General features: G+C 58.6%; 20 protein-coding genes. 4 read left to right on the forward strand and 16 right to left on the reverse strand.

From position 1 onward, the window contains the following. Nucleotides 1-38 precede the first annotated feature (38 nt). From FHS21_RS15240 to FHS21_RS15250, 3 genes are all read right to left on the reverse strand, one after another. The gene (locus FHS21_RS15240) at nucleotides 39-950 is read right to left on the reverse strand and encodes an ABC transporter permease (RefSeq protein ID WP_183662565.1); all 912 of its coding nucleotides are present in this window, start codon (nucleotides 948-950) and stop codon (nucleotides 39-41) included. Nucleotides 951-954: 4 nt separating this feature from the next. After that, nucleotides 955-1,737: an ABC transporter ATP-binding protein gene (locus FHS21_RS15245; RefSeq protein WP_183662745.1), complete on the reverse strand. Its 783-nt coding sequence runs from the start codon at nucleotides 1,735-1,737 to the stop codon at nucleotides 955-957. 104 nt (nucleotides 1,738-1,841) lie between these two features. Beyond that, on the reverse strand, nucleotides 1,842-2,816 hold the full coding sequence (locus FHS21_RS15250; protein WP_183662567.1) for an ABC transporter substrate-binding protein: 975 nt from the start codon (nucleotides 2,814-2,816) through the stop codon (nucleotides 1,842-1,844). A gap of 144 nt (nucleotides 2,817-2,960) precedes the next feature. Here FHS21_RS15250 and kynU point away from each other — a divergent pair, with 144 nt between their 5' ends. After that, entirely contained in the window at nucleotides 2,961-4,208 is a 1,248-nt protein-coding gene (kynU, locus tag FHS21_RS15255; RefSeq protein WP_183662569.1) for a kynureninase, read from the forward strand. Then, nucleotides 4,205-5,044, forward strand: a complete 840-nt coding sequence (gene kynA, locus FHS21_RS15260) for a tryptophan 2,3-dioxygenase (RefSeq protein WP_183662571.1) — start codon at nucleotides 4,205-4,207, stop codon at nucleotides 5,042-5,044. The genes kynU and kynA overlap by 4 nt, the downstream gene beginning before the upstream one ends. Here the strand turns inward: kynA and FHS21_RS15265 are convergent. The 7 genes from FHS21_RS15265 to FHS21_RS15295 form a co-directional block, all read right to left on the reverse strand. After that, nucleotides 5,041-5,400, reverse strand: a complete 360-nt coding sequence (locus FHS21_RS15265; RefSeq protein ID WP_183662573.1) for a hypothetical protein — start codon at nucleotides 5,398-5,400, stop codon at nucleotides 5,041-5,043. The two genes, kynA and FHS21_RS15265, sit on opposite strands and share 4 nt — an antisense overlap. A 211-nt stretch (nucleotides 5,401-5,611) precedes the next feature. Beyond that, a complete protein-coding gene (locus FHS21_RS15270; RefSeq protein ID WP_183662575.1) occupies nucleotides 5,612-6,952 on the reverse strand; it encodes an NAD(P)H-dependent oxidoreductase in 1,341 nt (446 codons plus the stop codon). Nucleotides 6,953-7,007: 55 nt separating this feature from the next. Next, complete coding sequence (locus FHS21_RS15275; RefSeq protein WP_183662577.1) at nucleotides 7,008-8,024, reverse strand: aldose epimerase family protein; 1,017 nt, start codon at nucleotides 8,022-8,024, stop codon at nucleotides 7,008-7,010. After that, complete coding sequence (locus FHS21_RS15280; protein WP_112531944.1) at nucleotides 8,024-9,001, reverse strand: ABC transporter permease; 978 nt, start codon at nucleotides 8,999-9,001, stop codon at nucleotides 8,024-8,026. Before FHS21_RS15280 ends, FHS21_RS15275 begins: the two co-directional genes overlap by 1 nt. Next, nucleotides 8,998-9,993, reverse strand: coding sequence for an ABC transporter permease (locus FHS21_RS15285; RefSeq protein WP_112531945.1), 996 nt, complete (start codon nucleotides 9,991-9,993; stop codon nucleotides 8,998-9,000). Before FHS21_RS15285 ends, FHS21_RS15280 begins: the two co-directional genes overlap by 4 nt. Next, a complete protein-coding gene (locus tag FHS21_RS15290) occupies nucleotides 9,990-11,552 on the reverse strand; it encodes a sugar ABC transporter ATP-binding protein (protein WP_246411049.1) in 1,563 nt (520 codons plus the stop codon). Before FHS21_RS15290 ends, FHS21_RS15285 begins: the two co-directional genes overlap by 4 nt. Nucleotides 11,553-11,627: 75 nt before the next feature. Next, a complete protein-coding gene (locus tag FHS21_RS15295) occupies nucleotides 11,628-12,608 on the reverse strand; it encodes an ABC transporter substrate-binding protein (RefSeq protein WP_112531946.1) in 981 nt (326 codons plus the stop codon). A 264-nt stretch (nucleotides 12,609-12,872) separates the two neighbouring features. Between FHS21_RS15295 and FHS21_RS15300 the strand changes: the two genes are divergently transcribed. Further along, complete coding sequence (locus FHS21_RS15300) at nucleotides 12,873-13,913, forward strand: LacI family DNA-binding transcriptional regulator (RefSeq protein WP_183662747.1); 1,041 nt, start codon at nucleotides 12,873-12,875, stop codon at nucleotides 13,911-13,913. On the opposite strand, the gene FHS21_RS15305 is transcribed toward FHS21_RS15300, so the two are convergent. Then, the gene (locus FHS21_RS15305; RefSeq protein WP_183662579.1) at nucleotides 13,910-15,265 is read right to left on the reverse strand and encodes a sigma-54-dependent transcriptional regulator; all 1,356 of its coding nucleotides are present in this window, start codon (nucleotides 15,263-15,265) and stop codon (nucleotides 13,910-13,912) included. The two genes, FHS21_RS15300 and FHS21_RS15305, sit on opposite strands and share 4 nt — an antisense overlap. A 270-nt stretch (nucleotides 15,266-15,535) precedes the next feature. Then, nucleotides 15,536-17,392, reverse strand: a complete 1,857-nt coding sequence (locus FHS21_RS15310) for a sensor histidine kinase (RefSeq protein WP_183662581.1) — start codon at nucleotides 17,390-17,392, stop codon at nucleotides 15,536-15,538. 247 nt (nucleotides 17,393-17,639) lie between these two features. On the opposite strand from FHS21_RS15310, the gene FHS21_RS15315 reads away from it, so the two are divergent. Then, nucleotides 17,640-18,965: a dicarboxylate/amino acid:cation symporter gene (locus tag FHS21_RS15315; protein WP_183662583.1), complete on the forward strand. Its 1,326-nt coding sequence runs from the start codon at nucleotides 17,640-17,642 to the stop codon at nucleotides 18,963-18,965. 49 nt (nucleotides 18,966-19,014) lie between these two features. Here the strand turns inward: FHS21_RS15315 and FHS21_RS15320 are convergent, their stop codons facing one another. Genes FHS21_RS15320 through FHS21_RS15335 form a run of 4 tightly spaced genes read right to left on the reverse strand, consistent with a single transcriptional unit; the run spans nucleotide 19,015 to nucleotide 22,698 of the window. Continuing rightward, nucleotides 19,015-20,382 carry an FGGY-family carbohydrate kinase gene (locus tag FHS21_RS15320; RefSeq protein WP_183662585.1) on the reverse strand — a complete coding sequence of 456 codons (1,368 nt, stop codon included), beginning with the start codon at nucleotides 20,380-20,382 and terminating at the stop codon, nucleotides 19,015-19,017. Continuing rightward, on the reverse strand, nucleotides 20,379-20,693 hold the full coding sequence (rhaM, locus tag FHS21_RS15325) for an L-rhamnose mutarotase (RefSeq protein ID WP_376772121.1): 315 nt from the start codon (nucleotides 20,691-20,693) through the stop codon (nucleotides 20,379-20,381). Before rhaM ends, FHS21_RS15320 begins: the two co-directional genes overlap by 4 nt. Before the next feature lie 5 nt (nucleotides 20,694-20,698). Then, entirely contained in the window at nucleotides 20,699-21,700 is a 1,002-nt protein-coding gene (locus FHS21_RS15330; RefSeq protein ID WP_183662589.1) for an ABC transporter permease, read from the reverse strand. After that, nucleotides 21,697-22,698, reverse strand: a complete 1,002-nt coding sequence (locus tag FHS21_RS15335; RefSeq protein ID WP_210283527.1) for an ABC transporter permease — start codon at nucleotides 22,696-22,698, stop codon at nucleotides 21,697-21,699. Before FHS21_RS15335 ends, FHS21_RS15330 begins: the two co-directional genes overlap by 4 nt. Nucleotides 22,699-22,704: the final 6 nt, after the last annotated feature.

Genomic DNA, 22,704 nt, shown 5'->3' on the forward strand with positions numbered 1-22,704 from the left:
CGCAATTCCGGACGGAAAGCCCTTTTCCTGGAATTGCTCTATTCCCTGGTCTTTTCCCTTATCTGCACGCCAGCGCTGGACCTGCGCAAGTTCGGCAGCGCCAGCATCAGGAGCACGAATGCACCGGTGGCAAATTTCAGATCCGCAGGCGCAAGACCGAGCGTCAGACAGAAGGAGATCAGCTGGTAGTACACCAGCGAGCCGATAACCGGAGCCACAACCTGCCGAAGTATCGTCTGGCGGCCTGTAATAGCCTCGCCGATGATCAGCGCGGCAAGACCGTTGATAAGTATGCCGAAGCCCATATTGACATCGGCGAAACCTTGAGTCTGCACCATGATGCTACCGCCTGTCGCGGAAAGTGCGCTCGCAACACCGACGCCGATAATCGTCGCTGTGCCGACGTTGACGCCCTGTGCCTCGGCCATATCGGGGCTAGCCCCGACCGCGCGCATCGCCGTACCCTTTTCGGACATGAAGAAGTACAGCATGGCGCCGAGAACCAGCGCAACCAGCAAACCGACAATCAGGATCTTGGTCCAGGGGAAATTGGCGGAGGGGCCGGCAAGGACGGTGAAGACGGTATCATAGGTGAAGAGCGGAATATTGGTGCGGCCCATGATGCGCAGATTGATGCTGTAGAGCATTGTCATGACCAGGATACCGGCGAGCAGCGTGTTGATCCTGAAACGCAGATGGATGAACGCGGTGGTGCAGCCGGCGGCGAAACCGCAAAGCAGCGCAATGAAGCAGGCGAGAAATGGATTGACGCCGGCGGTAATCAGCGTGCCGCAGACACACCCGCCAAGCGGAAAGGCGCCTTCCGAAGTCAGATCGGGAAAGTTCAGGATGCGGAAAGGCAGCATGACGCCGAGCACCACGAAGGAGACGATCAGGCTTTGGGCGATGGTGACCGGGATCAGGCCATAGAAACTGTTGAGCACGTCCAAGACCTCAACCTCCCTGCAACGCGATAGCGTCGGATTTGGTGTGGAACCGCTCGACAAGATCCGCAACGGTGATGCCGTTTTTCTCTTCCTGACCGATCTCCACGAGAACCTTGCCCGCGTCCATCATGATGATCCTGTTACCGTATTTGATCGCGTGCTCCATGTTGTGCGTGACCATCAGTGTCGTCAGTTGCAACGCTTCCACAGCCCGCACAGTCGTATCCATCACCAGCTTTGCCGTCCGCGGATCGAGTGCTGCCGTGTGCTCGTCCAGAAGCAGGAGTTTCGGCCGCGTCGACACCGCCATGACCAGAGACAGGGATTGGCGCTGGCCACCCGAGAGAAGACCGACTTGCATGTCGAGACGCTTTTCCAGCCCGAGATTGAGTTCCGCCAGTTGCTCGCTGTATTTGGCCCGGCGGGCGGCGGTAAGCCCATAGGAAAAGCCGCGCGGCTTGCCGCGCAATTCCGCCAAAAGCATGTTTTCGCCGATGGTCATGGTCGGCGCGGTGCCGATCATCGGATCCTGGAACACGCGGGCAATGAATTGGGCACGGCGGTGGGCGTTCAGCCGCGTGACATCCTGTCCGTCAATGGAAATGCGGCCCGAGTCCAGCGGCAGCTTGCCGGAGACAGCGTTGAGAAAGCTCGACTTGCCAGCGCCATTGCTGCCAATGACGATGCAAAAATCTCCGGGCTTCAGCGCGACATCAAGGCCATCGAGCGCCCGGCGCTCGTCAAGGGTGCCGCGATAGAAAATCTTGGTGCCGCCCTTCACGGACAGCATGTCGGTTGTCATGTGTAAGCCCTCAAACCAGTGCATAGCCTGCGTTCAATAGTTCCAGCGCTGGCTGCGCAGGAACTATATGTTTGCAGGCTAAAGGAGAAGGCTTATTTCACGAAGCATTCACAATCTTTGAGGCTATCGGGCACCTTTTGACCTGTTTTTGCCAGAACAGCCTCGTTGATCAGCGCCGTGTGGTCCTCATAGGTCGGTTTGATCGGGGCAAGGCTTGCCGGTGACTTGCCGGCGATAATTTCCGATGCGAGCTTGGCCGCATTCTGGCCGACCTTGGTGTAGGAGACTTCGAAAGCCGCTGCGACGAGGCCGTCGCGTACCGCCTGCGCCGAGGCATTGACGATAGGAATATTGATGCTCAACGCGGCTGCAGCCACGGCCGGAACCGCTGGCTGGACCAGATTGGAGCCCGGAACATAGATCACATCGGCCTTGCCGGCGAGCGAGCTGACCCGGATCGGAATGTCGTTGGTGTTGTCGAGACCGACTTCAACCAGCTCCAGGCCTTCGGCTTTGGCAGCTTCCGTGATCAGCTTCAGCACGGCAACGTCATTGTCTTCGCCGGGGTTGTAGAGATAGGCGAGGCGCTTGGCGTCCGGCAGCAGCTTCTTGATGAACTTGACCACCGAGATGACGTCCTGCAGATCGGAAGCGCCGGTCATGCCGGTGTCGCCCGCTTCCCACGAGGGTGTGAGCTTGGCCGCAACCGGATCGGTGACGGCGGCGAAAACCACAGGCGTGCCGGAATTACCGACGATCTGCCGTGCGCCCTGGGCAACCGGCGTGGTGATGGCGAGGATAAGCTTCGGATTGCTGGAAACGAGCTTGGTGACCATTTGCGGGATAAGCGTCGCATCGAAATTCACCTGCAATTCGTCATAGACGGCATCTGTGACACCAAGCTTGGTCAGTTCTGCCTTGAATGCGGTGACCGTTTCGTCCAGCTGCGGGTGCTTGCCGAATTGTGCGATGCCGATTTTGGTTTCGGCCGAGGCGGCTCCAAGCCCAAGCCCCAGGCCAAGTGCTGCAGCCAGCGCTGTCCGCACTGCATATTTTGCGCCGATCATTTTTGTTATTCTCCCTTTTATGCCCCACTATCGAGCAGGGTCTGGTTATATTGACAAGTTCATACCAAAGTAAATTGTAGCCGTTAAGCGACTTGTGCAAAGCCGTGAATTGGCGCCACTACATTCATTATCAAGAAAGAAGAAATGGTCAGTACCACGATCAAGATCGATGCCACACAAGCTGACCTTTCCGATCCGCTGCGCGCATACCGCGACAGATTCGAACTGCCGGAGGGCGTGATCTATCTCGACGGCAATTCGCTTGGCGCCTTGCCGAAGTCAGTCAGGCAGCGGGTCGCGAAGACGATCGCGGAGGAATGGGGCGAGCAGCTGATCCGCAGCTGGAATACCGCTGACTGGGTGCACCTGCCGCAGCGCGTCGGCGAAAAAATCGCACGGCTGATCGGCGCTGAGGAGCGAACGGTCGTCGCGGCCGACAGCACCTCGATCAATCTGTTCAAGGTATTATCGGCAGCCCTCGACCTCAATCAGCAACGCCGCAAGATCGTTTCGGAGCGCGATAATTTTCCGACTGATCTTTATATCGCGGAAGGCGTGGCCAAGCAGATCGGCAAGGGTCACCGGCTGGTTCTTGCCGATACCCCAAAAGATCTCCCGGACATGCTGGATGAAGATGTGGCTGTGCTGATGCTGACCCATGTCAACTACCGCAACGGCTATCGTCACGACATGGCGGCGCTGACCAGGGCGGCGCATGACAAGGGTATCCTCGTGATCTGGGACCTCGCGCACACGGCAGGTGCGATGCCGGTTGACCTGGCTGGGGCTCAGGCCGATTTCGCCATTGGTTGCGGCTACAAATATCTCAATGGCGGGCCCGGCGCTCCGGCATTTCTTTATGTCAATCCACGCCATCAGGGCGGGTTCCGCCAGCCGCTTTCCGGCTGGTTCGGTCATCGCGCGCCCTTCGATTTCGATGCCGCCTATTCGCCATCAAGCAGCATCGAACAGTATCTGTGCGGGACACCGCCGGTGCTGGCGATGGTCGCCATGGACGAGGCAATGTCGCTGTGGGTCGATGTCGACATGGAGGCCGTGCGCGCGAAATCCATCGGGCTTTGCGATTTCTTCATTCAGGAAGTAGGCGAATTTGCCGAGGAACTTGGGCTGACGCTGGTGACGCCGCGAGACCCCGGCCTACGCGGCAGTCAGGTGTCCTACTCCTGCGACAATGGCTATGCCATCATGCAGGCGTTGATTGCGCGCGGCGTGATCGGCGATTTCCGTGCGCCGGATATCATTCGTTTCGGCATGACGCCGCTTTACCTCAGCTTCGCGGAGGTGGCGCAGGCCGCGGCGATTCTCAAGGACATTCTCGTGACGCGTGCCTGGGACCAACCTGAATATAAGGTGAGGGGAGCCGTCACGTGACACGTACACCCTACGATCCGGAAACTGACGGCGCGCAGATGGGCTTCGAAGGACGCATGTTCTATGGCGATTATCTGCGGCTCGACAAAATACTAACGGCGCAGACGCCGCTTTCCGCTGCCCATGACGAGATGTTGTTCATCGTACAGCATCAGGCGTCCGAAATCTGGATGCGGCTCGTTATCCACGAGCTGACTTCGGTTTGCCAGCATATCGCAAGGGATGATCTCGCGCCCTCCTTCAAGATGCTGGCGCGGGTCTCACGCATTCTCGACCAGTTGAACTCGGCATGGGACGTCTTGAGGACAATGACGCCCAGCGAATATACGAGCTTCCGCGAAGCGCTCGGCATGTCTTCGGGGTTTCAGTCATTCCAGTACAGGGCGATCGAGTTCCTCGCCGGCAACAAGAATGCCGCGATGATGCGGCCGCACGAGCATAAGCCGGATATCCATGCCTGGCTTGCGCAATTCCTGCATGCACCGAGCATCTACGACCAGTCTATCCGGCTTTTGGCGCGCAAGGGCTTTGCTATCGACCAATCAGTACTGGAGCGCGACTGCTCGCTGCCCTACCAGCCGAACAACAGCGTGCGCGACGCGTGGCTGATGATCTACCGCGACCCGGAAGGCCACTGGCCGCTCTATGAACTGGCGGAAAAGCTGGTGGACTTCGAGGACTATTTCCGGCGCTGGCGCTTCAATCACGTGACGACAGTCGAGCGCATCATCGGCTTCAAGACCGGCACCGGCGGGACGTCCGGCGTCAACTACTTGCGCAAGATGCTGGAAGTGGTGCTGTTCCCGGAATTGTGGAGCGTAAGAACGGACCTTTAGGCCGCTCGCTTGTCGATAGCGACACAGTCCATGGCCGATTTGGCATGGATATGATTGCTATGCGCGAAACCATGCTTGGCGATTGCGGCAAGGTCGTCATCGGGCTTGATGGGACGCGACCACCAATTGTCGTTGAGCGTCCAGCCTTGCGCCGTGGCGCTTTCAACCTCGGAACTGTCCGGACGCAGCACGCATGACCCGTGCACGATGCGCGCATTGGGAGAGCGCTTGTTCATCATCAGGCGGCCGCGTGCCAGTGCACTTGTCTCGTCATCGGCGATGACAAGCTGGTGAAACAGATGACGTGTCTGTTTATACTTCGTCAGATAAGCGAATTTGACCTGATATGCCGGCACTACATGCTCCTAGCAAAGACTCAAAAGCGTTAACCATTTATTAATATTGTTGGCCAACCGGTCTTTTTCAAGGAGAAGGAAGTTTTGCACAGATAAATTTGCATTGTTTTAAAAAATTTTGATTTATCTAAGCACTTGTTTCAACAACAAAATAGACAACTCGTTACGAAGGCGAAATAAAAAGCCGTTTGGAGCTTAAGCCCCAAACGGTTCAGTAATTCCTGGACGCTGATGCTCGGCCATAAACCAGTCTGTCCTGGCGGGCGCGCAGTTCAACGATCCTGGAGCCTTGCGCGGGGGCGGCATTGGCGCTGGTGATGAGCTCGCCCTTCCTGATGGCTTTCGTGACGCTGCCGCCCTGCAACAGGCCGCAGGGGATGGCACCGGCGACGCGCGCTTCGCCCGCCGTCATGATCCACGCGCGGTAGCAATATTCGCCAATCGCATCGAGCCTGTCGCCGGGTTTCAAATCCTTCTTGGCCACGGCGCACACCTCGGCCACCGGCTTGGCCAGCGGCACCATGTCGGCCTTGCCGTAAAGCACGACGCGGGCGCAAGTCAGCGGCACTTCGAGCGAAGTCAGGTGATAGGGCCGGTGGAAGGTGAAATACGGACCCTTGCCCATCTTCAGATCTTCCATGCGCTCCGATATGCGCGGATGCGACATGTCGGCAACGACGAAGACGCCCGGGGCCACACCCTTGCCGATCGAATAATCGACGACACCAACCCTTGAGAGCACGCCGCCGTCCTTTTCCGGCACGAGCACCTTCGACAGCTGGTCGAGCGTTGCCGCCGGGCCATGCATGCCCGGCTTGTCGGGCACGAGCCCGGTGGCATTGGCGATCGCCGCCATCTCCACCATGGTCTTCGAGCCATCGACGAATTCGACCAGCATGCGCACATTCATGTGGCGGCGCCTGGCTTCTTCCTCGTAATCGTCGGGTATCGCATCGATGTTGAGCGGGTTGTTCTTGCCCTTGCCCGCGGCAACGATCGGATGGCCCATGGCCGAGACGAATTCGATCAGTTCCATACAGGAGGACGGCTCATCGCCGGCGCCGAGCGAATAGGTGACGCCGAGCCGGTCGGCCTCGCTCTTGAGGTACGCGCCGATGGTCACGTCCGCCTCGACATTCATCATGACGAGATGCTTGCCGTGTTCCATTGCTTTCAAGCCGATCTCGGCCCCGACCGCCGGCACCCCGGTCGCATCGATGACCACATCGATCAACTCGTTCTCAAGGATGAGACCGGCATCATTGGTGACGGCGATCTTGCCGGCTTCCATCGCTTCCGTGAGCGCCGACGCATTCGACACCTCGCGCGAATGACCGTCTTCCTGATAGGCGATGTCGACGGCCTTGATCGCGTTGGGCAAATTGAGTTCGGAAATCGCCCCGATCTCGATGCCGGGCATATGCGCCACACGCGTGACGATATCGGTGCCCATCTCGCCCGAACCGATCAGGCCGATGCGGATCGGGCGGCCCGTATCCGCCCGCGCCTGCATGTCCCGCGCCAGTCCCGTCAATGCAACATTCGTAGCCATCAATGCCTCCACTTTGCTGCAGACCGGCATAGGACGCCAAATTGTGATTGGCAAGTTAGACGTTATGGAAGCGGAATTCCGTGCGCTGGCGATAAGTCTCGCCCGGGCGAAGGATCGTGCCCGGAAACTGCGGCTGGTTCGGACTGTCCGGGAAATGCTGCGCTTCCAGGCAGAGCCCGGCATGCGGACCATAATGCATGCCGCCAATCCCGGTAACGGCAGGTATTTTCGCCCCATCATAGAATTGCAGGCCGGGCTCGCTCGTGTGGACCTGCATGGCAAGGCCATTGCCCGCCACGAGCGAGGCGGCAAAACGCAGACCTTCGCTTATTGGCTCACTCAGGACGAAATTATGATCGTAGAGGGTCGAGCCGCTCGTGCCGATCCGGCGCGGCAAGCGAAAGTCATAGGCCGTTTCATCGATTCCGGCGATTTCGCTGGTGGGAATAAGGTTCCCATCAACGGGCGTGAAAGCATCGGCGAGGATCCGCAAGCGATGGTCGCGAATATCGCTGGACCCATCGAGATTGAAATAGGAATGCTGGGCAAAATTGGCGACGGTTGGCGCGTCAGTGACCGCCTCGACTTCAACACAAAGCGTGAGGTCATCGAGGCTGTAGGTGCAGTGCACATCCATGTTGCCGGGGAAACCCTGATCGCCATCGGGCAGATTTATTGAAAGGGTGACAGAAGACTGGCTCCAGCCCGCAATGGTCCACAGGCGCTGAGAAACCCCGCCGCTGCCTCCATGCAAGGTCTGAATGCCATGTTCATTGAGGTCGAGCTGGACAGTCTTTCCATCGAGCAGGAAACGCCCATCTGCTATACGATTGGCGTAACGGCCGACAAGTGCGCCGAAATAAGGTGAAAGGGCCGGGTAGTCGTCAAAACCATCGAAACCCAAAACGACGCGCTGGAGAATTCCATCACTCAAGGGAATTTGCAGATCCCTGATGACGGCGCCCCAGTTCAAAATTCTGGTGACAGCCCCGGCAGGTGAGCGGATCGTTAACTGGAATACCGGTTCGCCTTGAAACGTGCCGAATAGCTCTGGTTGCGCACTGTTCCGCATCAATAATCCCTGACAGCGACGCTGCCGCGCGAGGAAAGTTTTGCCTGTAAGATCACGACGACCAGCAGGAACAGGCCGCGTATGACCGATTGCCAGTAGGCGGAGAGCGAGATCCAGCCCTTGCCGTTTTCAAAGTTCAGTACATTGAAGAGGATGCCAAGCAGCAGCACGCCCGCGAGCGTGGCTCCTACAGAACCGACACCGCCGGTCAAAAGGGTTCCGCCGACGACCACCGCGGCGATCGCAAAGAGTTCCCAGCCGACACCCTCGATCGGCTGCCCTGCGCCGAATTGCGACGCGAGGATGACGCCTGCCAGCCCGGCAAGGCCGCCACTCGCAAGATAGACCAGAAACTTGATACGGTCAGCGGGGAGGCCCATCAGCCGCGTTGCATCTTCGTTGCCGCCGACGGCGAGCACACCGCGGCCGGTGCTGGTGAAATTCACAACAATCCAGCCGACCACATAGGCCATGATCGCAATCCAGGCGGGAATGGGAAAGCCGAGGAAATTGTCCTGGCCGATCGACGTGAACCCGCTTTCATACGATACCGACACGGACTGGTTGTCGGCGAGGAGAAGCGCGGTACCGCTTGCCGCCAGCATCATTGCAAGGGTCGCGACGAATGGCATGATCTTCAACCGTGTGACGAGAATCGCATTGATCAGGCCGACGCAAAGCCCGGCGCCGACCCCGGCTCCAAGGCCGATCCAGGCGCCCTGCGGACTGGCGAGCGCCGCGACGACGCTGCCGAGCGCAGCGGTCGAACCGACGGACAGATCGATACCGCCGGTCATGATGACGAAGCACATGCCGAGAGCCACGAGCGCGAACATCGAATTGTAGCGCAGAACGCTGGTGATGTTGAAAAAGCCGAGGAAATAATCATAGCGTGCCCATCCGAAGAGGACGAGTAGCAGCAGTGCCAGAACGACACCATAGCTGCCAAGCAAAGAGATCAAACGAGGTCTCGTCATGCGCGCCTGCCCTGTTGCTGGATCCAGACGGCGAGCACGATGATGCCAGCCTTGACCACAAGGGCGGCGGCATCAGGCACACCATTGGCAAGGAGGGTGTAGCGCACGAGCTGGATCGTCATGGCACCGAGCAGGGTGCCGATAATGGTCGCCTTGCCGCCGCTCAAAAGCGTGCCGCCAACAGCAACCGCGGCGATGGCATCAAGCTCCATGCCCATACCGACCAGATTGGCGTCGCTGGAGGAATTGATGGCGATCACCACGAGACCGGCTATCCCGGCACAAAGGCCGCTGATCGTATAAACGACGAGCTTCACCCGGGAGACCGCAATACCGGAAAGCTCCGCCGCACGTTCGTTGCCGCCAATGGCGATGATCTGACGGCCGAAAACCGTGCGCTTCAGCATCCATGCCGCAGCGATCACGAGGAGCACCATAAGCACGACCTGCACCGGAATGCCGAAGAGGCGGCCGAGACCGATCCACTGGAATTGCGGAACGCGGAATGTCTGGAGATTGCCGTTGGTCAGGACCTGGGCAATGCCGCGCCCGGCAATGAACAGAACCAGCGTCGCGACGATCGGCTGGATGCGAAACCTGGCGATGAGCCAGCCATTGAACAAGCCAAACAAGCCTGCCACACCAACCGCGATGATCATGGCCGCGGCAACGGCGAGAGCAACATTGTCGATGGGAACAATCTTGCCGAGGAAGATCATCGGCGCAAGCGCGCCGGAAATCGCCATGAGTGATCCAACGGAAAGATCGATGCCGCCGGTCGCGATGACCAGCGTCATGCCAATGGCAACGATGACAATCGTGCAGACCTGTGTGAGATTGACGTTAAGCGTCTGCATGGTGGCGAAGTTGCGGGTAAAAGCAAAATTGAACAGGATAAGCAGAGCCAGTGCAATCAAGGTGCCGTAGCGCGCCATGAAATCGAATGGGTCGAACGGCCGCGATATAAGTTGTTGCCGCGCAGTATCGGTCATGGTGCAGCCTCCGCGATAGTCGGCGCGCTGCCGTGAGCCATGGCGGACATGACGGCGTCTTCGGTTGCCTCATCGCGATCGAATTCGGCCACGCTGATGCCTTCGCGCAGGACGAACACACGATCGGCGCCCTCGATCACCTCTTCGAGTTCCGAGGAGATCATCAGAACCGCAAGCCCTTGGTCAGCCAGCGTCTTGATAAGCGCCTGAATCTCGCCCTTGGCTCCAACGTCGATGCCCCGCGTCGGCTCGTCGAGAATGAGCAGGCGCGGGTTCATGGCCAGCCAGCGGCCGAGGAGAACCTTCTGCTGATTGCCACCCGAAAGCTCGCGCACCTTCTGGTCCGGCCCGGAGCATTTGATGCCGAGTTGCCTGATGAAACGCTCGACGATGTCACGCTGCGCCTTGTCATCGATGACACCGGATTTGCTGAGCTTCGGCATCAGCGCCAGCATCATGTTTTCTGCAACACTCATGTCGGGGACGATGCCCTCGCTCTTGCGGTCCTCTGTACAGAATCCCATGCCAGCAGCGATGGCATCGGACGGCTTATGCGGATCGAACGTCTGCCCGTTGAATATCATTGTACCCGCGCGCGGACGATCGATGCCGAAGACCAGCCGGGCCGTTTCCGTCCGCCCTGCGCCGAGAAGTCCGGCAAACCCGGCGATCTCTCCGCTGCGTACATTGAAAGAGACATCCTGCACGATCTGGTTGATGGCGAGATTTTCGGCCGACAAAAGCACCTTGCCGATTTTCTTTTCGTCGCGATCGCTGAATGCCGTGGCGTGGCCCTCGGCGCGTTCAATGGCGCGCCCAAGCATTGCGGAGACAAGACCGATCTTGTCAATCTCGTTCATGGCCGCAGTCTTTACGGTCCGGCCATCGCGCATGATGGTGACGCGGTCGCAAACCTCGTAAAGCTCATCCAGCTTGTGGCTGACGAAAACAACTGAAACGCCCTCCTGCTTCAACTGCCGGATGACATTGAACAACACAGCGACTTCACGCTCGTCGAGCGAGGAGGTGGGCTCATCCATGATAACGAGCTTTGCCGAAAAACCGATGGCACGCGCAATCGCCACCATCTGCTGCGTGGCGGTATTGAATTCCATCAACGGCCGGCGCACATCGGCGCGCACATTGAAGCGTTGCAGCAGCGCTTCAGCCTCCTGGTGCATGCGCTTCCAATCGAGCAGGCCGTAACGGCGAGCCTCGCGGCCAAGGCATATATTCTCGGTGATGGAGCGATAGGGGACGAGGTTGATTTCCTGGTAGATGGTGCTGATGCCGCTTGCCTGCGCCTGTTGCGGCGAGGAGACCTCGAATGGCTTGCCATCGAACACGACTTCACCGGCATCGCGCTTGTAATAACCGGTCAGCACCTTGATAAGCGTCGATTTGCCCGCACCGTTCTGGCCAATCAGCGCATGAACTTCGCCGCGTCCAACAGCGAAAGAAGCGCCGGCCAGGGCAGGGATCCCGGCAAAGCGCTTGTCGATTCCTGTCATCGATAAAAGGCTATTGGTGTTCATTTCAAAAGCCAATTCTGAACGCATCGGAAGGCTCCGGCATAGCAATACAAATGCCGAAAAAAGCCAGCGCCCTATAAGAGCGCTGGCAGAGCCACAAAATCAATAGGCGGTGCTCAGCAGCTCCTTGGCGTTGCTGGCATCGTAGAACTGATCCGGATTGATGATTTTGTCCGGAATCTTCTCGCCTGCCGCGTAGGCGATAGCCGTGTCGAACGCCTTCGGTCCAAAGCGTGGATTGCATTCGACGACCGCTGCGATCTTGCCGTCCACCACCGCCTGTACGGCTTCTTTACCCCCGTCGATCGACAGGACGAGAATATCCTTGCCCGGCACCTTGCCGGCAGCCTCGATTGCGGAAATTGCACCCATGGCCATCTCGTCATTATGGGCATAGACAACGTTGGCATCGGGATGCGCCTGGAGCAGAGTTTCGGCAACCTGGCGCCCCTTGTCGCGAGCGAAATCGCCGGTCTGCGAGGCAACAATCTTGAAGTCCGGGTTCTTGGCGATCACATCGTCGAAGCCCTTCTTGCGGTCATTGGCCGGAGAAGAACCGGTCGTCCCCTCAAGCTCGATGATCGTGGTCTTGCCATTGGCGTTCTTCACGAGCCAATCGGCAACACGCTGGCCTTCCTCGATGAAATTGGAACCAATGAACGTTACATAATCCTCACCGGGCTTGGCCAGCGAAGCGTCGACGTTGCGATCAAGCAGGATAACCGGGATGCCGGCATTCTTGGCGGCCTTGATTGCAGGAATCAGTGGCTTTTCCTCACGTGGCGCGAGAAAAATCAGGTCAACACCCTGGGCGATCATCGAATTGACATCGGCGACCTGCTTGGCGGCGGAGCTGGCGGCATCCGTATAGACCAGTTGCCATCCGCGTTTCTTGGCTTCTTCCTGCATGCTGGCAGTCTGGGCCAGGCGCCATGGATTGTTGCTTTCGGTCTGGGCAAAGCCGACCTTGTAGGTATCTTTTTTCTTGAGCGGCGGCGCATCAGCCAATGCGCCGCCCGCGACCATGGAGGCAGCCAGCCCGATGGCTGAAGTAAACAGCACAGTGCGACGGGTGATATTCATTGAAAATTTCCTCCCAGAAATTAGCTCGTGGCGATCCCACTGCGGCGATCATCGCTACTTATAAAAATTAGTCAATAATTATTTATGTTGATTAGTCGAGCAAACTGTTCGTAATATTCGCCATAACTTCATCGATTCCGGCCAGTCTTCGGGCCGCTGGAAACGTCGTTCCGAATAGGTGATACGGTGGATAATTCGACCACTGGCAAAGTTAGGACCACGCGCTTGGCAGTGCGGCGCAAACGCGTCAGCAAGCGTGTGACAATGACCGACATCGCCCGGGTTGCAGGGTGCTCGCAGGCCACCGTCTCCTTCGTGCTCAACAAGACACCGGGCATCAAGCTTGCCGCGGAAACACGCGAACGGGTGATAGAGGCGGCGCGTTCGCTCGGCTATGCCGCACCGAGCTTCGCTCATCTCGACACCGCAGATATCCTGATGCCTGCGATCGACGGCAAGATCGGCTTTGTCGTCGACCAGCTTGCGACCAGTCCGGAAGCAGTCGTCGCTATCGAAGGCGCACGCCAGGCCTCGTGGAATGCCGGCAACATCATCCTCGTTGCCCAGACGCTCAACGACCCCGAGATGGAGCCCCGCACGATCCGCGCCCTGCGCGAGCAGGGGGTTTCGGCGCTGATCTATATGGCGATCTTCACACGCGAGGTGGTCTTGCCGGCGGCGGTTTACGAACTCGACATTCCGGTCGTTCTCGTCAACTGCTACACGACGGATCATGCCTTTCCTGCTGTCGTACCAAGCGAGATCGCGGGCGGTCAGCATTCGACCCGTCATCTGATCCAGCACGGCCATCGGCGCATAGGCACTATCACCGGCGAACCATGGATGGAAGCCGCGAAGGACCGGCTCAAGGGGTATCGGCGTGCCTTGGCGACAGCCGATATCCCTTTCGATCCGGAGCTGGTGGTCGAGGGCGACTGGTCGGCAAGCGCGGGCTATGCGGCGACGAAGGAATTGCTGACGCTGGACGACCCACCCACTGCCATTTTCTGCCAGAACGACCGCACCGCGATTGGCTGCTATGAGGCGTTGAAGGAGGCCGGAATGCGCATTCCCGAAGATATCTCCGTCATCGGGTATGACGACGAAGAAATTTCGCGCCATCTCCATCCGCAATTGACGACTTCAGTCTTGCCACACCGGGCCATGGGACGCTGGGCAATCGAGCAACTGGACGGCGTTGCGCAGTCATCGGGCACGCGCCATCCGATCACCAAGCTCGAATGCCCGCTGGTCGAGCGGCTGTCCGTGGCGAAGTGCACCGCAAAGCTGGCGTTCTTCGCCTAGTCCCCGGGCTTTTGTTTTGCATAGTCGGCACGCTCGATACCGTGACGCTGCAATTTGTCGTAGAAGGTCTTGCGCGGGATCCCAAGGGTTTCAAGGGTCGAACGCACATCGCCATGGTTTGCGCTCAGCGCATCACGGATCAGTTTTGCCTCGTGCTGCTCCATCGCCTCGGGCAGGTTGACAATGTTGGTCGTCTGACTAAGTCGCTCGCTCTCCAGCTCCAGTCCGAGCGCAACCCGTTCGGCAAAATGCGAAAGCTCGCGCACATTGCCTGGCCAGGCATGTTCCATCAGACGCGATCGCAACGCTCCGGTCATCTCCGGCGGCTCGCTTTTGAAGCGTGCTGAGGCGCGCTGCAGGAAATGCGTGAACAGGAGCGGAATATCCTCCCGACGCTCGCGCAGAGGCGGGATTGAAATCGTAACGACGTTCAAGCGATAAAAAAGGTCTTCGCGGAAATTCGCGCGCTGTTCCGGACTGCCGAGATCTACCTTTGCCGCTGCAACGACACGCAAATCGACCGGGCGATGTTCATTGGTGCCGAGCGGCGTGATCTCGCGGGTTTCAAGCACGCGCAGCAATTTGACCTGCGTCGACAGCGGCATGCTTTCGATCTCATCGAGAAACAGTGTGCCGCCACTGGCATGTTCAATGCGGCCGATGCGTTTTTTCTGCGCTCCGGTAAATGCACCAGCCTCATGACCGAACAGCTCGCTTTCGATCACGGGCTCCGGCAGCGCACCGCAATTGAGCGCGACGAAATTGCCTTGCTTGCGACGGCTCCATTCATGCAACAGGCTTGCCGCCACTTCCTTGCCGGTGCCGGTCTCACCGGCAATCAAAACGTCGACATCTGCATTGGCCACGTGGCGCAATGTCTTGCGCAGGTTCTGCATGACAGGGGTCTGGCCAATGAGCGGCAGATTGTCGTCGGAAGTCTCAAGCGCGAGGCGCAGCTGGCGGTTTTCCATGACCAGCCGCCGCTTTTCAGCCGCTCGCAGGATGCTCTGGACGAGACGATCAGCCGGATAGGGCTTGGCAATGAAATCATAGGCGCCTTCCTGTATCGCCTCGACTGCCATGTCGATGTCGCCGTGGCCGGTGATGAGGATGACGGGCAGATCGGCATCCAAGGCGTGCAGGCGGCGAAACAATTCCAGACCGTCGATGTTCGGCATACGCACGTCAGTGACGACGACGCCGGCAAAATCCGGTGTCAGAAAACGCAAGGCGCTCATCGCATCCGCAAAAGGCATCACGTTAAAACCTGCAAGCTCCAGGGTCTGGCGATTGGCATTGCGCAGATCATCATCATCGTCGACGAAAGCGACACTAGAGCGGTTTGCAGTCATATTGAATCGTTCTGCCGGAGGGAATTTGGTTCAAGGTCGAGGGGTTTGGCGAGGCCGCGCTGGTGGTGCGGATGAAGCCGAAGCCCGAAGGATTTGGACCAAATTCACCCGGCCCTTCGGGTTTCCGGCTGGCGGACACCCACTTTGTCAGGCAGCTTCGTCCGATGGAATCACATCGGCCTCGCCACCTTCCTAGTGGATCGTCTCGCCATCCGTGAAACAGAACTGATCCAATATGACTGCAAACCGCTCTAAGCTGAACATTCATGATCAAGAGACCCTTGGAAGATGAACCGTAAATTTTGTTCCGGCGCTGCTGCTTTTGACGTCGATGCGCCCGCCATAATCCGCGACGATGTCGTGGCAGATGACCAGACCGAGCCCGAGGCCGCGATCCTTGGACGTATTGAAAGGTGTGAACAGCGCTTGCTTGATTGCTTCAGGAATACCTGGCCCATTGTCGGAAACAATCAGCTGGACCTCGCCTTCTGTCACCCGGGTCTCCACGCTGATCTTGCTGGCCGGACCGCCTTCCGTTGCCTCCACTGCATTCTGCATGAGATTGATCAGCACCTGCTCGAGACGCATTCGATTACCGTGTACCTTGATATCCGGCGATAGTGTCTGCGTAGTGATCTGACCGGCTCTCTGCCGGAAGCGGGTGCCCAGCAAAAGCAACGCACCCTCGATCACATCACTGACGCTGATCGGACCCGCGTCGCCCGTTCCCTTGCGCGCGAAGGTGCGCAGCTCATCGGTGATGCCACCAATGCGCTCCGTCAGCCCTGCAATCGCTTTCAGATTGTCCCTGGCCGAATCGATCTGGTTGCGGCCAAGAAAAGTCTTGGCATTATCCGCATAGGAGCGAATGGCAGCGACAGGCTGGTTGATCTCATGGGCGACGCCGGCCGTGACTTGTCCAAGAATGGCAAGACGGTTCGCTTGCACCAAGTCCTGCTGCACCGTCTGCAGCTTGGCTTCCGTCTTTTGGCGCTCCTCGACCTGCATTACGAGTTCCGAATGAGCAGCGCTGAGATCTGCCGTGCGCTCGGCAACACGCCGCTCAAGCTCAAGCCGCGCCGCCTCCTGCTCGCGGGCACGCCGCAGTGCCAATCCGCGGCGGCGCAGGAAAAAAGCGGTCAACCCCAGTAAAGGGGCAAGAACGATCAGCGCCAGCAACTGCGCGGTCCGCGTTGCCTCTGATACGGCGGACGCCGCCGGGGTCAGGAGTTGCAGGTTCCAGGTGGTGGTGGGAACCGGCGTCTGTACGCGCACGAATTCTTCCGCCTTCGCCGCGCCGGGCAAGCGCGCCCGGACAATATCAGGCTGGCCTTGCGGCAAGGCAGGTGTAATGTCGAGCGGTGCGAGGGGCGCATCACCGAATTGCAGACTCTCGCGGATCGGCCCCATCTGGTCAGGTACAATTGGGCCCTCGGTCATAAATCGCCATCCGGGCAGGCTTGTGATCAGCACAATACCGCGCTGATCAACAACCAGGGAAGGATCGCTGTTGCGGCGCCAATCAGCCTCAAGGTCATCGAACTCGACCTTGACGACGATAACGCCGAGCGTTCCCGAAGGTCCATCGATGCGTCTTGAAATATAGAGACCCGGACGTTTACTGACGGTACCGAACGCATAGTGCTCGGCGCTGCCGGTGGCGACAGCGCGGGTATAGTAGGGTCGAAAGCTGTAATTGGTACCGACGAAGCTCGTCGGTTCGCGCCAATTGCTGGAAGCCAGTGCCAATCCATCAGCGTTGAGAAGATAAATCACCGAAGAGCGGGTACCGCTGATCAGGCTTTCAAGCTTGCGGTTGACCAGTTGCAACAGGCTGTCGCTGCGCGTCGTCAACGCGCTGATCACATCGCGGTCCTGCGACAGGACGAAGGGCAACGACCGCTGTTTCTCAAGCACCGTCCGCAGCAGGACGGCATTGAGTTCGGCCGCGCTCTGCGCCCGGATGTGCAGCGATTCGTAAGCGCGCTTGCGTCCGTAATCATTGGCGATGAAAAGTGCGCCTGCGACAAGAAGTGCAGCGAGGAGCCCATAAACAATCTTCACGAGCGGGCTTGTCATCCCCGCGTGCAGAATGCTTTCCGAGCGCACCGCCAGCCGATTTTCCATGAAAGCATCTGTGCAGATATTCGCACAAATCTCAAGAGGCACGTGCGAATACCCGCACAACTTTAGTGGTTAAGAATCCGGCTCTAAAATTTATATCGTTTATTTCCAACTACTTAGACTGCTCCCGCAAATTGGCACGGTGCTTGCAATGCTTCTCGCGAGGGGACGGTCTATCCGCCCTGTAACGAGAGCCCAGGAGGCTGGCAGGCTTATTGCGCCAGACGCGGCTCGCACCATGGAGGAAGTTATGAGTCCTGTGACGATAACCGCAGCACCGCAGCCGCGCGGCAGAACACCGATTTACGCCCATCTTTATTTTCAGGTGATTGTTGCCATCACCATCGGCATTCTGCTCGGCCACTACTACCCCGATATTGGCACCAGCATGAAGCCGCTCGGCGATGCCTTCATCAAACTCGTGAAGATGATCATTGCCCCGGTCATTTTCCTGACGGTCACCACCGGCATTGCCGGCATGAGTGATTTGAAAAAAGTCGGCCGCGTTGCCGGCAAGGCGATGCTTTATTTCCTGACGTTCTCGACACTTGCCTTGATCGTCGGTCTCATCGTCGCCAATGTCGTTCAGCCGGGCGCCGGCATGAATATCGATCCCGCATCGCTCGATCCTGCCGCCGTCGCGACCTATACACAACAGGCGCATGAGCAGAGCGTCGTCGGCTTCCTGACGAACATCATACCGACAACAATCGTTGGCGCCTTTGCTTCAGGCGATATCCTGCAGGTACTCTTCTTCTCGGTACTGTTCGGCCTTTCACTCGCCATGGTCGGCGAGAGGGCGGAACCGGTTACGAATTTCCTGCAGGTGCTTTCAGCGCCGGTTTTCAAGCTCGTCGCGATCCTTATGAAAGCCGCACCGATCGGCGCCTTCGGCGCTATGGCCTTCACCATCGGCAAATACGGCATCGGGTCGGTTGCCAATCTGATCTTCCTGATCGGTACATTCTATCTGACGTCGCTGCTTTTCGTACTCGTCGTTCTTGGCGCCGTCGCCTGGTACAATGGCTTTTCCATCCTGGCACTGATCCGCTACATCAAGGAAGAATTGCTGCTGGTCCTTGGAACGAGTTCATCCGAAGCCGCCCTGCCAACACTGATGGCCAAGATGGAAAAGGCAGGCTGCAAGAAGTCCGTGGTCGGCCTCGTCATTCCAACCGGCTATTCGTTCAATCTTGACGGTACAAACATCTACATGACCCTGGCAGCACTGTTCATCGCGCAGGCGACGAACACGCATCTGACACTCACGGACCAGGTCTTGCTGCTGCTTGTCGCCATGCTGAGTTCCAAGGGCGCTGCAGGCATCACCGGTGCAGGCTTCATCACGCTCGCTGCAACCCTGTCGGTTGTTCCCGCAGTTCCGGTCGCGGGCATGGCGCTGATCCTCGGCATCGATCGTTTCATGTCTGAATGCCGCGCGCTTACCAATCTCGTCGGCAATGCGGTAGCGACAATCGTTGTTGCCCGCTGGGAAGGCGAGCTTGATACCAACAAGCTCGCACAAGCGCTCAGCGGCGATTTCGCCGACGAGGACGCTCTGGCGCTCGCAAGCTAAAGAACAAGACTGGTTCAAGTAAAAGGCGGGCCGCCCAGGTCCGCCTTTTCTATTTGCGCCGAAGATTATCCCGCCAGTTCCGAGCATAAAGATCGAAAGCTTCGTTCAGCGGCGCGACATCGTCCGAGACCGGTTTGAGCGGACAGCTGGCGCCGGCAAGGAGCGCGGCACCGAGACTGGTCCCGGTGGAGCCGGGAGAAGCGATGATTTCGCGTCCGGTCAGCGAGCGCAATGCGGACAGATAGGTGAGGTTGCGGGAAAACGGTCCTTCGACAATCGTCGGGCCAGCAGCACCAATCAGCTCAAGACACGTATTGGTCATAAGTGCCGCATACAGCGAGGCAGCGGTGTTCTGTTCGAGCGACGATCGCGACGCGGCATTCAGCCGGATCGGATCCTGCGCAGGGTAGGGGCCGGATCCCTGCACGATGCTCGGCAGGATCATGAATTGCTCGCGGATCACCTGGTCCAGCGTATCCGCATCCGGTTCGAAGGTACTGCCGCCGGTCAAAAGATCGAATTCGCGTCCGCCCATGAACCGCGCCGACGGCACCGCCTTCCCGTAGGCATCGACATTGGCGAGCGTATCCCGTGCCGGGTCGAGCTGATCCAACCTTCCGCCGACCGCAAAAGACACCACCCAGGTTCCGGTCGACACGACGGAGAAGGGCGACGTGCGGCTGATCAGATGCGGCAGCAGCGAAGCATTGGAATCGTGGATGCCGCAATGAACCGGGATGGGCTTCACGACGCCGATCTGCCTGGCGAGCGGCTCGCGCAGATCGCCAATCCGGTCGAACGCAGAGCGGATTGGCGCCAACAAAGAACGAAACTCCAGCGTGTCGACAAGGCTGGAATATTCGCCCGCTTGCGGGTTCCACAGATCCGTATGGCAGCCAAGCGATGTGACTTCGTTCACGGCAATGCCAGTCAGGCGCCAGACCCAGTATTGTGCGTAGGTGACGATGGTCTTGGCTGCGGAGAATTCAGCCGGAAACTGCGTCTTCTGGTAGTGGATTTGCGCCCCGACATTGAGGCCGCCGGAGAGAAGCGGCGAGCGGGTCTCGGCGAAATCCGGCCGCAAGGCCGCATAGGCTGCGCGCACCTCGTCTGGATAGACATGCTCGTAGTCGATGACCGGCATCGCCAGATCATTGTCGCCCAGCACTGCGGCTGCCGCGCCATGCGCTGTGACGGAAATCGCATCGAAGCCTGGTGATTGGGCAAACATTGTCAGTGTATCGACAAAAAATGCCCACAGCGCCTCGACGTCATAGTGCGGATAGGGTCCATCCTTGGCGACGCGGTTCTGCGTGCTGCGCGAGGCGATTTCTTGTCCCGTCGCAGCGTCAACGACAACAACCTTGGCGTTGGTCTTGCCAACATCCATGACGGCTATGCGGCGGCTGTCGCTCATGGCAGATGGAAAAGGCAAACGAGGTCCGTCTGGACCGGTGAGCTGTCCGGATTGGTGACCATGATATCGGCCATATGAGTCCACCATTTCTTCATCACTGGATGATCGGGCAGGCTTTGCATGGTGTGACCAATGGGGCGGGTCAACACGCCAAAGAGCGTATTCGTGGCATGGTCGAGGTGGATCGAATAATCGGCAACACCCGCCTCATGCAGGAGATCCACGAGTTCCGGCCAGATTTCATCGTGACGGCGCCTGTACTCGGCCTCCATACCGGGATTGAGTGTCATCGTGAACGCATATTTTTCCATGGCGCTCATGCGGGCTTCCTGTGCCGGAACTGACGGATAATGACCGGCAACGTAATGGTGACGATCAAAAGCAGACCGATGAAGATCGACATGACGATGCCGGGAACGTTGAGCAGTCCAAGGCCGAAGGTAACCAGTCCCATGACGAAGGCAGCGATGACCACGCCGCCGATCGTTCCGGCGCCGCCAAGGATCGAGACACCGCCAAGGACGACCATGGTGACGATCTCGAGCTCCCAGCCCTGGGCGATCGACGGCCGGGTCGAGCCAAGGCGTGAGGTGAGGCAGACGGCTGCGATGCCGGACATCAGGCCGGTCAGGAGGAACAGGGTGAACTTGATGCGCTCGACACGAATACCGGAGAAGCGTGCGGCAAACTCATTATTGCCGATGGCATAGACCCGGCGGCCAAAATTCGTCGCATGCAACAGGACCGCGAAGACGATCGCCAGCACGGCGAAAAGCACGAACTCGAAGGAAAATACCCAGAAGACATAGCCTTGGCCGAAATAGGCGAACGAAGCCGGATAGCCGCCATAGGCCTTGTCGCCAAGGACGATATAGGCGATGCCGCGGAACAGGCTCATCGTGCCGATCGTGACGACGATGGAAGGCAAACGAAGTCCTGCAACGAGAATGCCGTTGACCACGCCGCAACCGACACCAACGCCGATCCCGATGGCAACGAGACCAGGCGTACCGATCCCCGCCTGCGCTGCAGCGCCCATGGCAGTCGAAGCAAGCGCGATGATCGCGGCAACCGAAAGGTCGATCTCCCCGGAGATGATCAACAGCGCCATGGCAAACGCCACCATGGCCTTTTCAGTAAAATTGAACGTGGCGTCCGACAGATTCCACGCATTCAGGAAATAGGGTGAGGCGAGGGAATTGGCGATGAAGATCAGCACGGCGACAGCAAAAAGGAGTGCTTCCCAGCTCCCAAACAGACGCGTTGCCGATGTGCCAAGCCGGTCCGGGATAAGCCGCTTTTCAGGTATCGCGCTCATGCTGCCACCTCGATCTGTTCCGACGCGCCGCGATCACGCAAGATGATACGGCCACGCCGCCGTTCCTGACGGGCATTGAAGATCACGGCGGCAATGATAACCGAGCCGGAAATCGCCATTTGCGCAAAGGGCGAAATGTTGATGACCGGCAGCGCATTCTTGGTGACGCCGAGAAACAGCGCTCCGAGGACGGCGCCAGCAACCGAACCAATCCCACCAAGTGTCGAGATACCGCCAATGACACAGGCGGCGACGGTGTCGAGCTCGAAGCCTGCCGCAATGTCGACATAGGCAACCGCATAGCGCGACACCCAGAGATAGCCGCAGAGGCCAGCGAGCGTTCCGGAGATGACGAACGCGAAAAAGCGGGTGCGCCCGACATCGATGCCGGCATAGACAGCCGCTGTCGGATTGCCGCCGGAGGCATAGATCGCCCGGCCAAGAAACGTGCGTGACATGACCAGATACATGACGGCTACAATCACGATGGCCGTCCAGCCAAGGATGGGCAAGCCGAGGAAGAGCTGGCGCGGCGTCTGCAGGAAGGGCGCTGTCATCTGGTGCGCGTTCACCCAGGCTCCGCCGGACAGAACGAACGCCATGCCACGATAGATCGTCAGCGTTCCGAGCGTGACGACAATGGAAGGAATGTTGAGCTTCCAGACGAAAATTCCATTGATTGCGCCGAGAACGGCACCGATACAAAGAGCGACAATGAGGATCAGCACGAGGGGCAGTTCCGGGTGCGCGGCATTCAACATGCCGACCGCCATGCCGGTAAAGGCCACATTGGCTGCGACGGAAAGATCGATGGATTTCGTCAGGATCACCGTCATCTGGCCTAGCGCAAGAATAATCAGGATCGACGTGTCATTGAAGATATTCGCAAGATTGCCCGGCGTGGCAAAACCTGGCGAGCGGGTGGAAAACACGGCAAGCAGAATGGCGATGATGATCACCAGCAGCATTTCGCGGAATTTGAACAATTGCCTGATCATATTCAA

It is taken from the genome of Phyllobacterium trifolii (assembly GCF_014192095.1).
Taxonomy (GTDB): Bacteria; Pseudomonadota; Alphaproteobacteria; order Rhizobiales; family Rhizobiaceae; genus Phyllobacterium; species Phyllobacterium trifolii.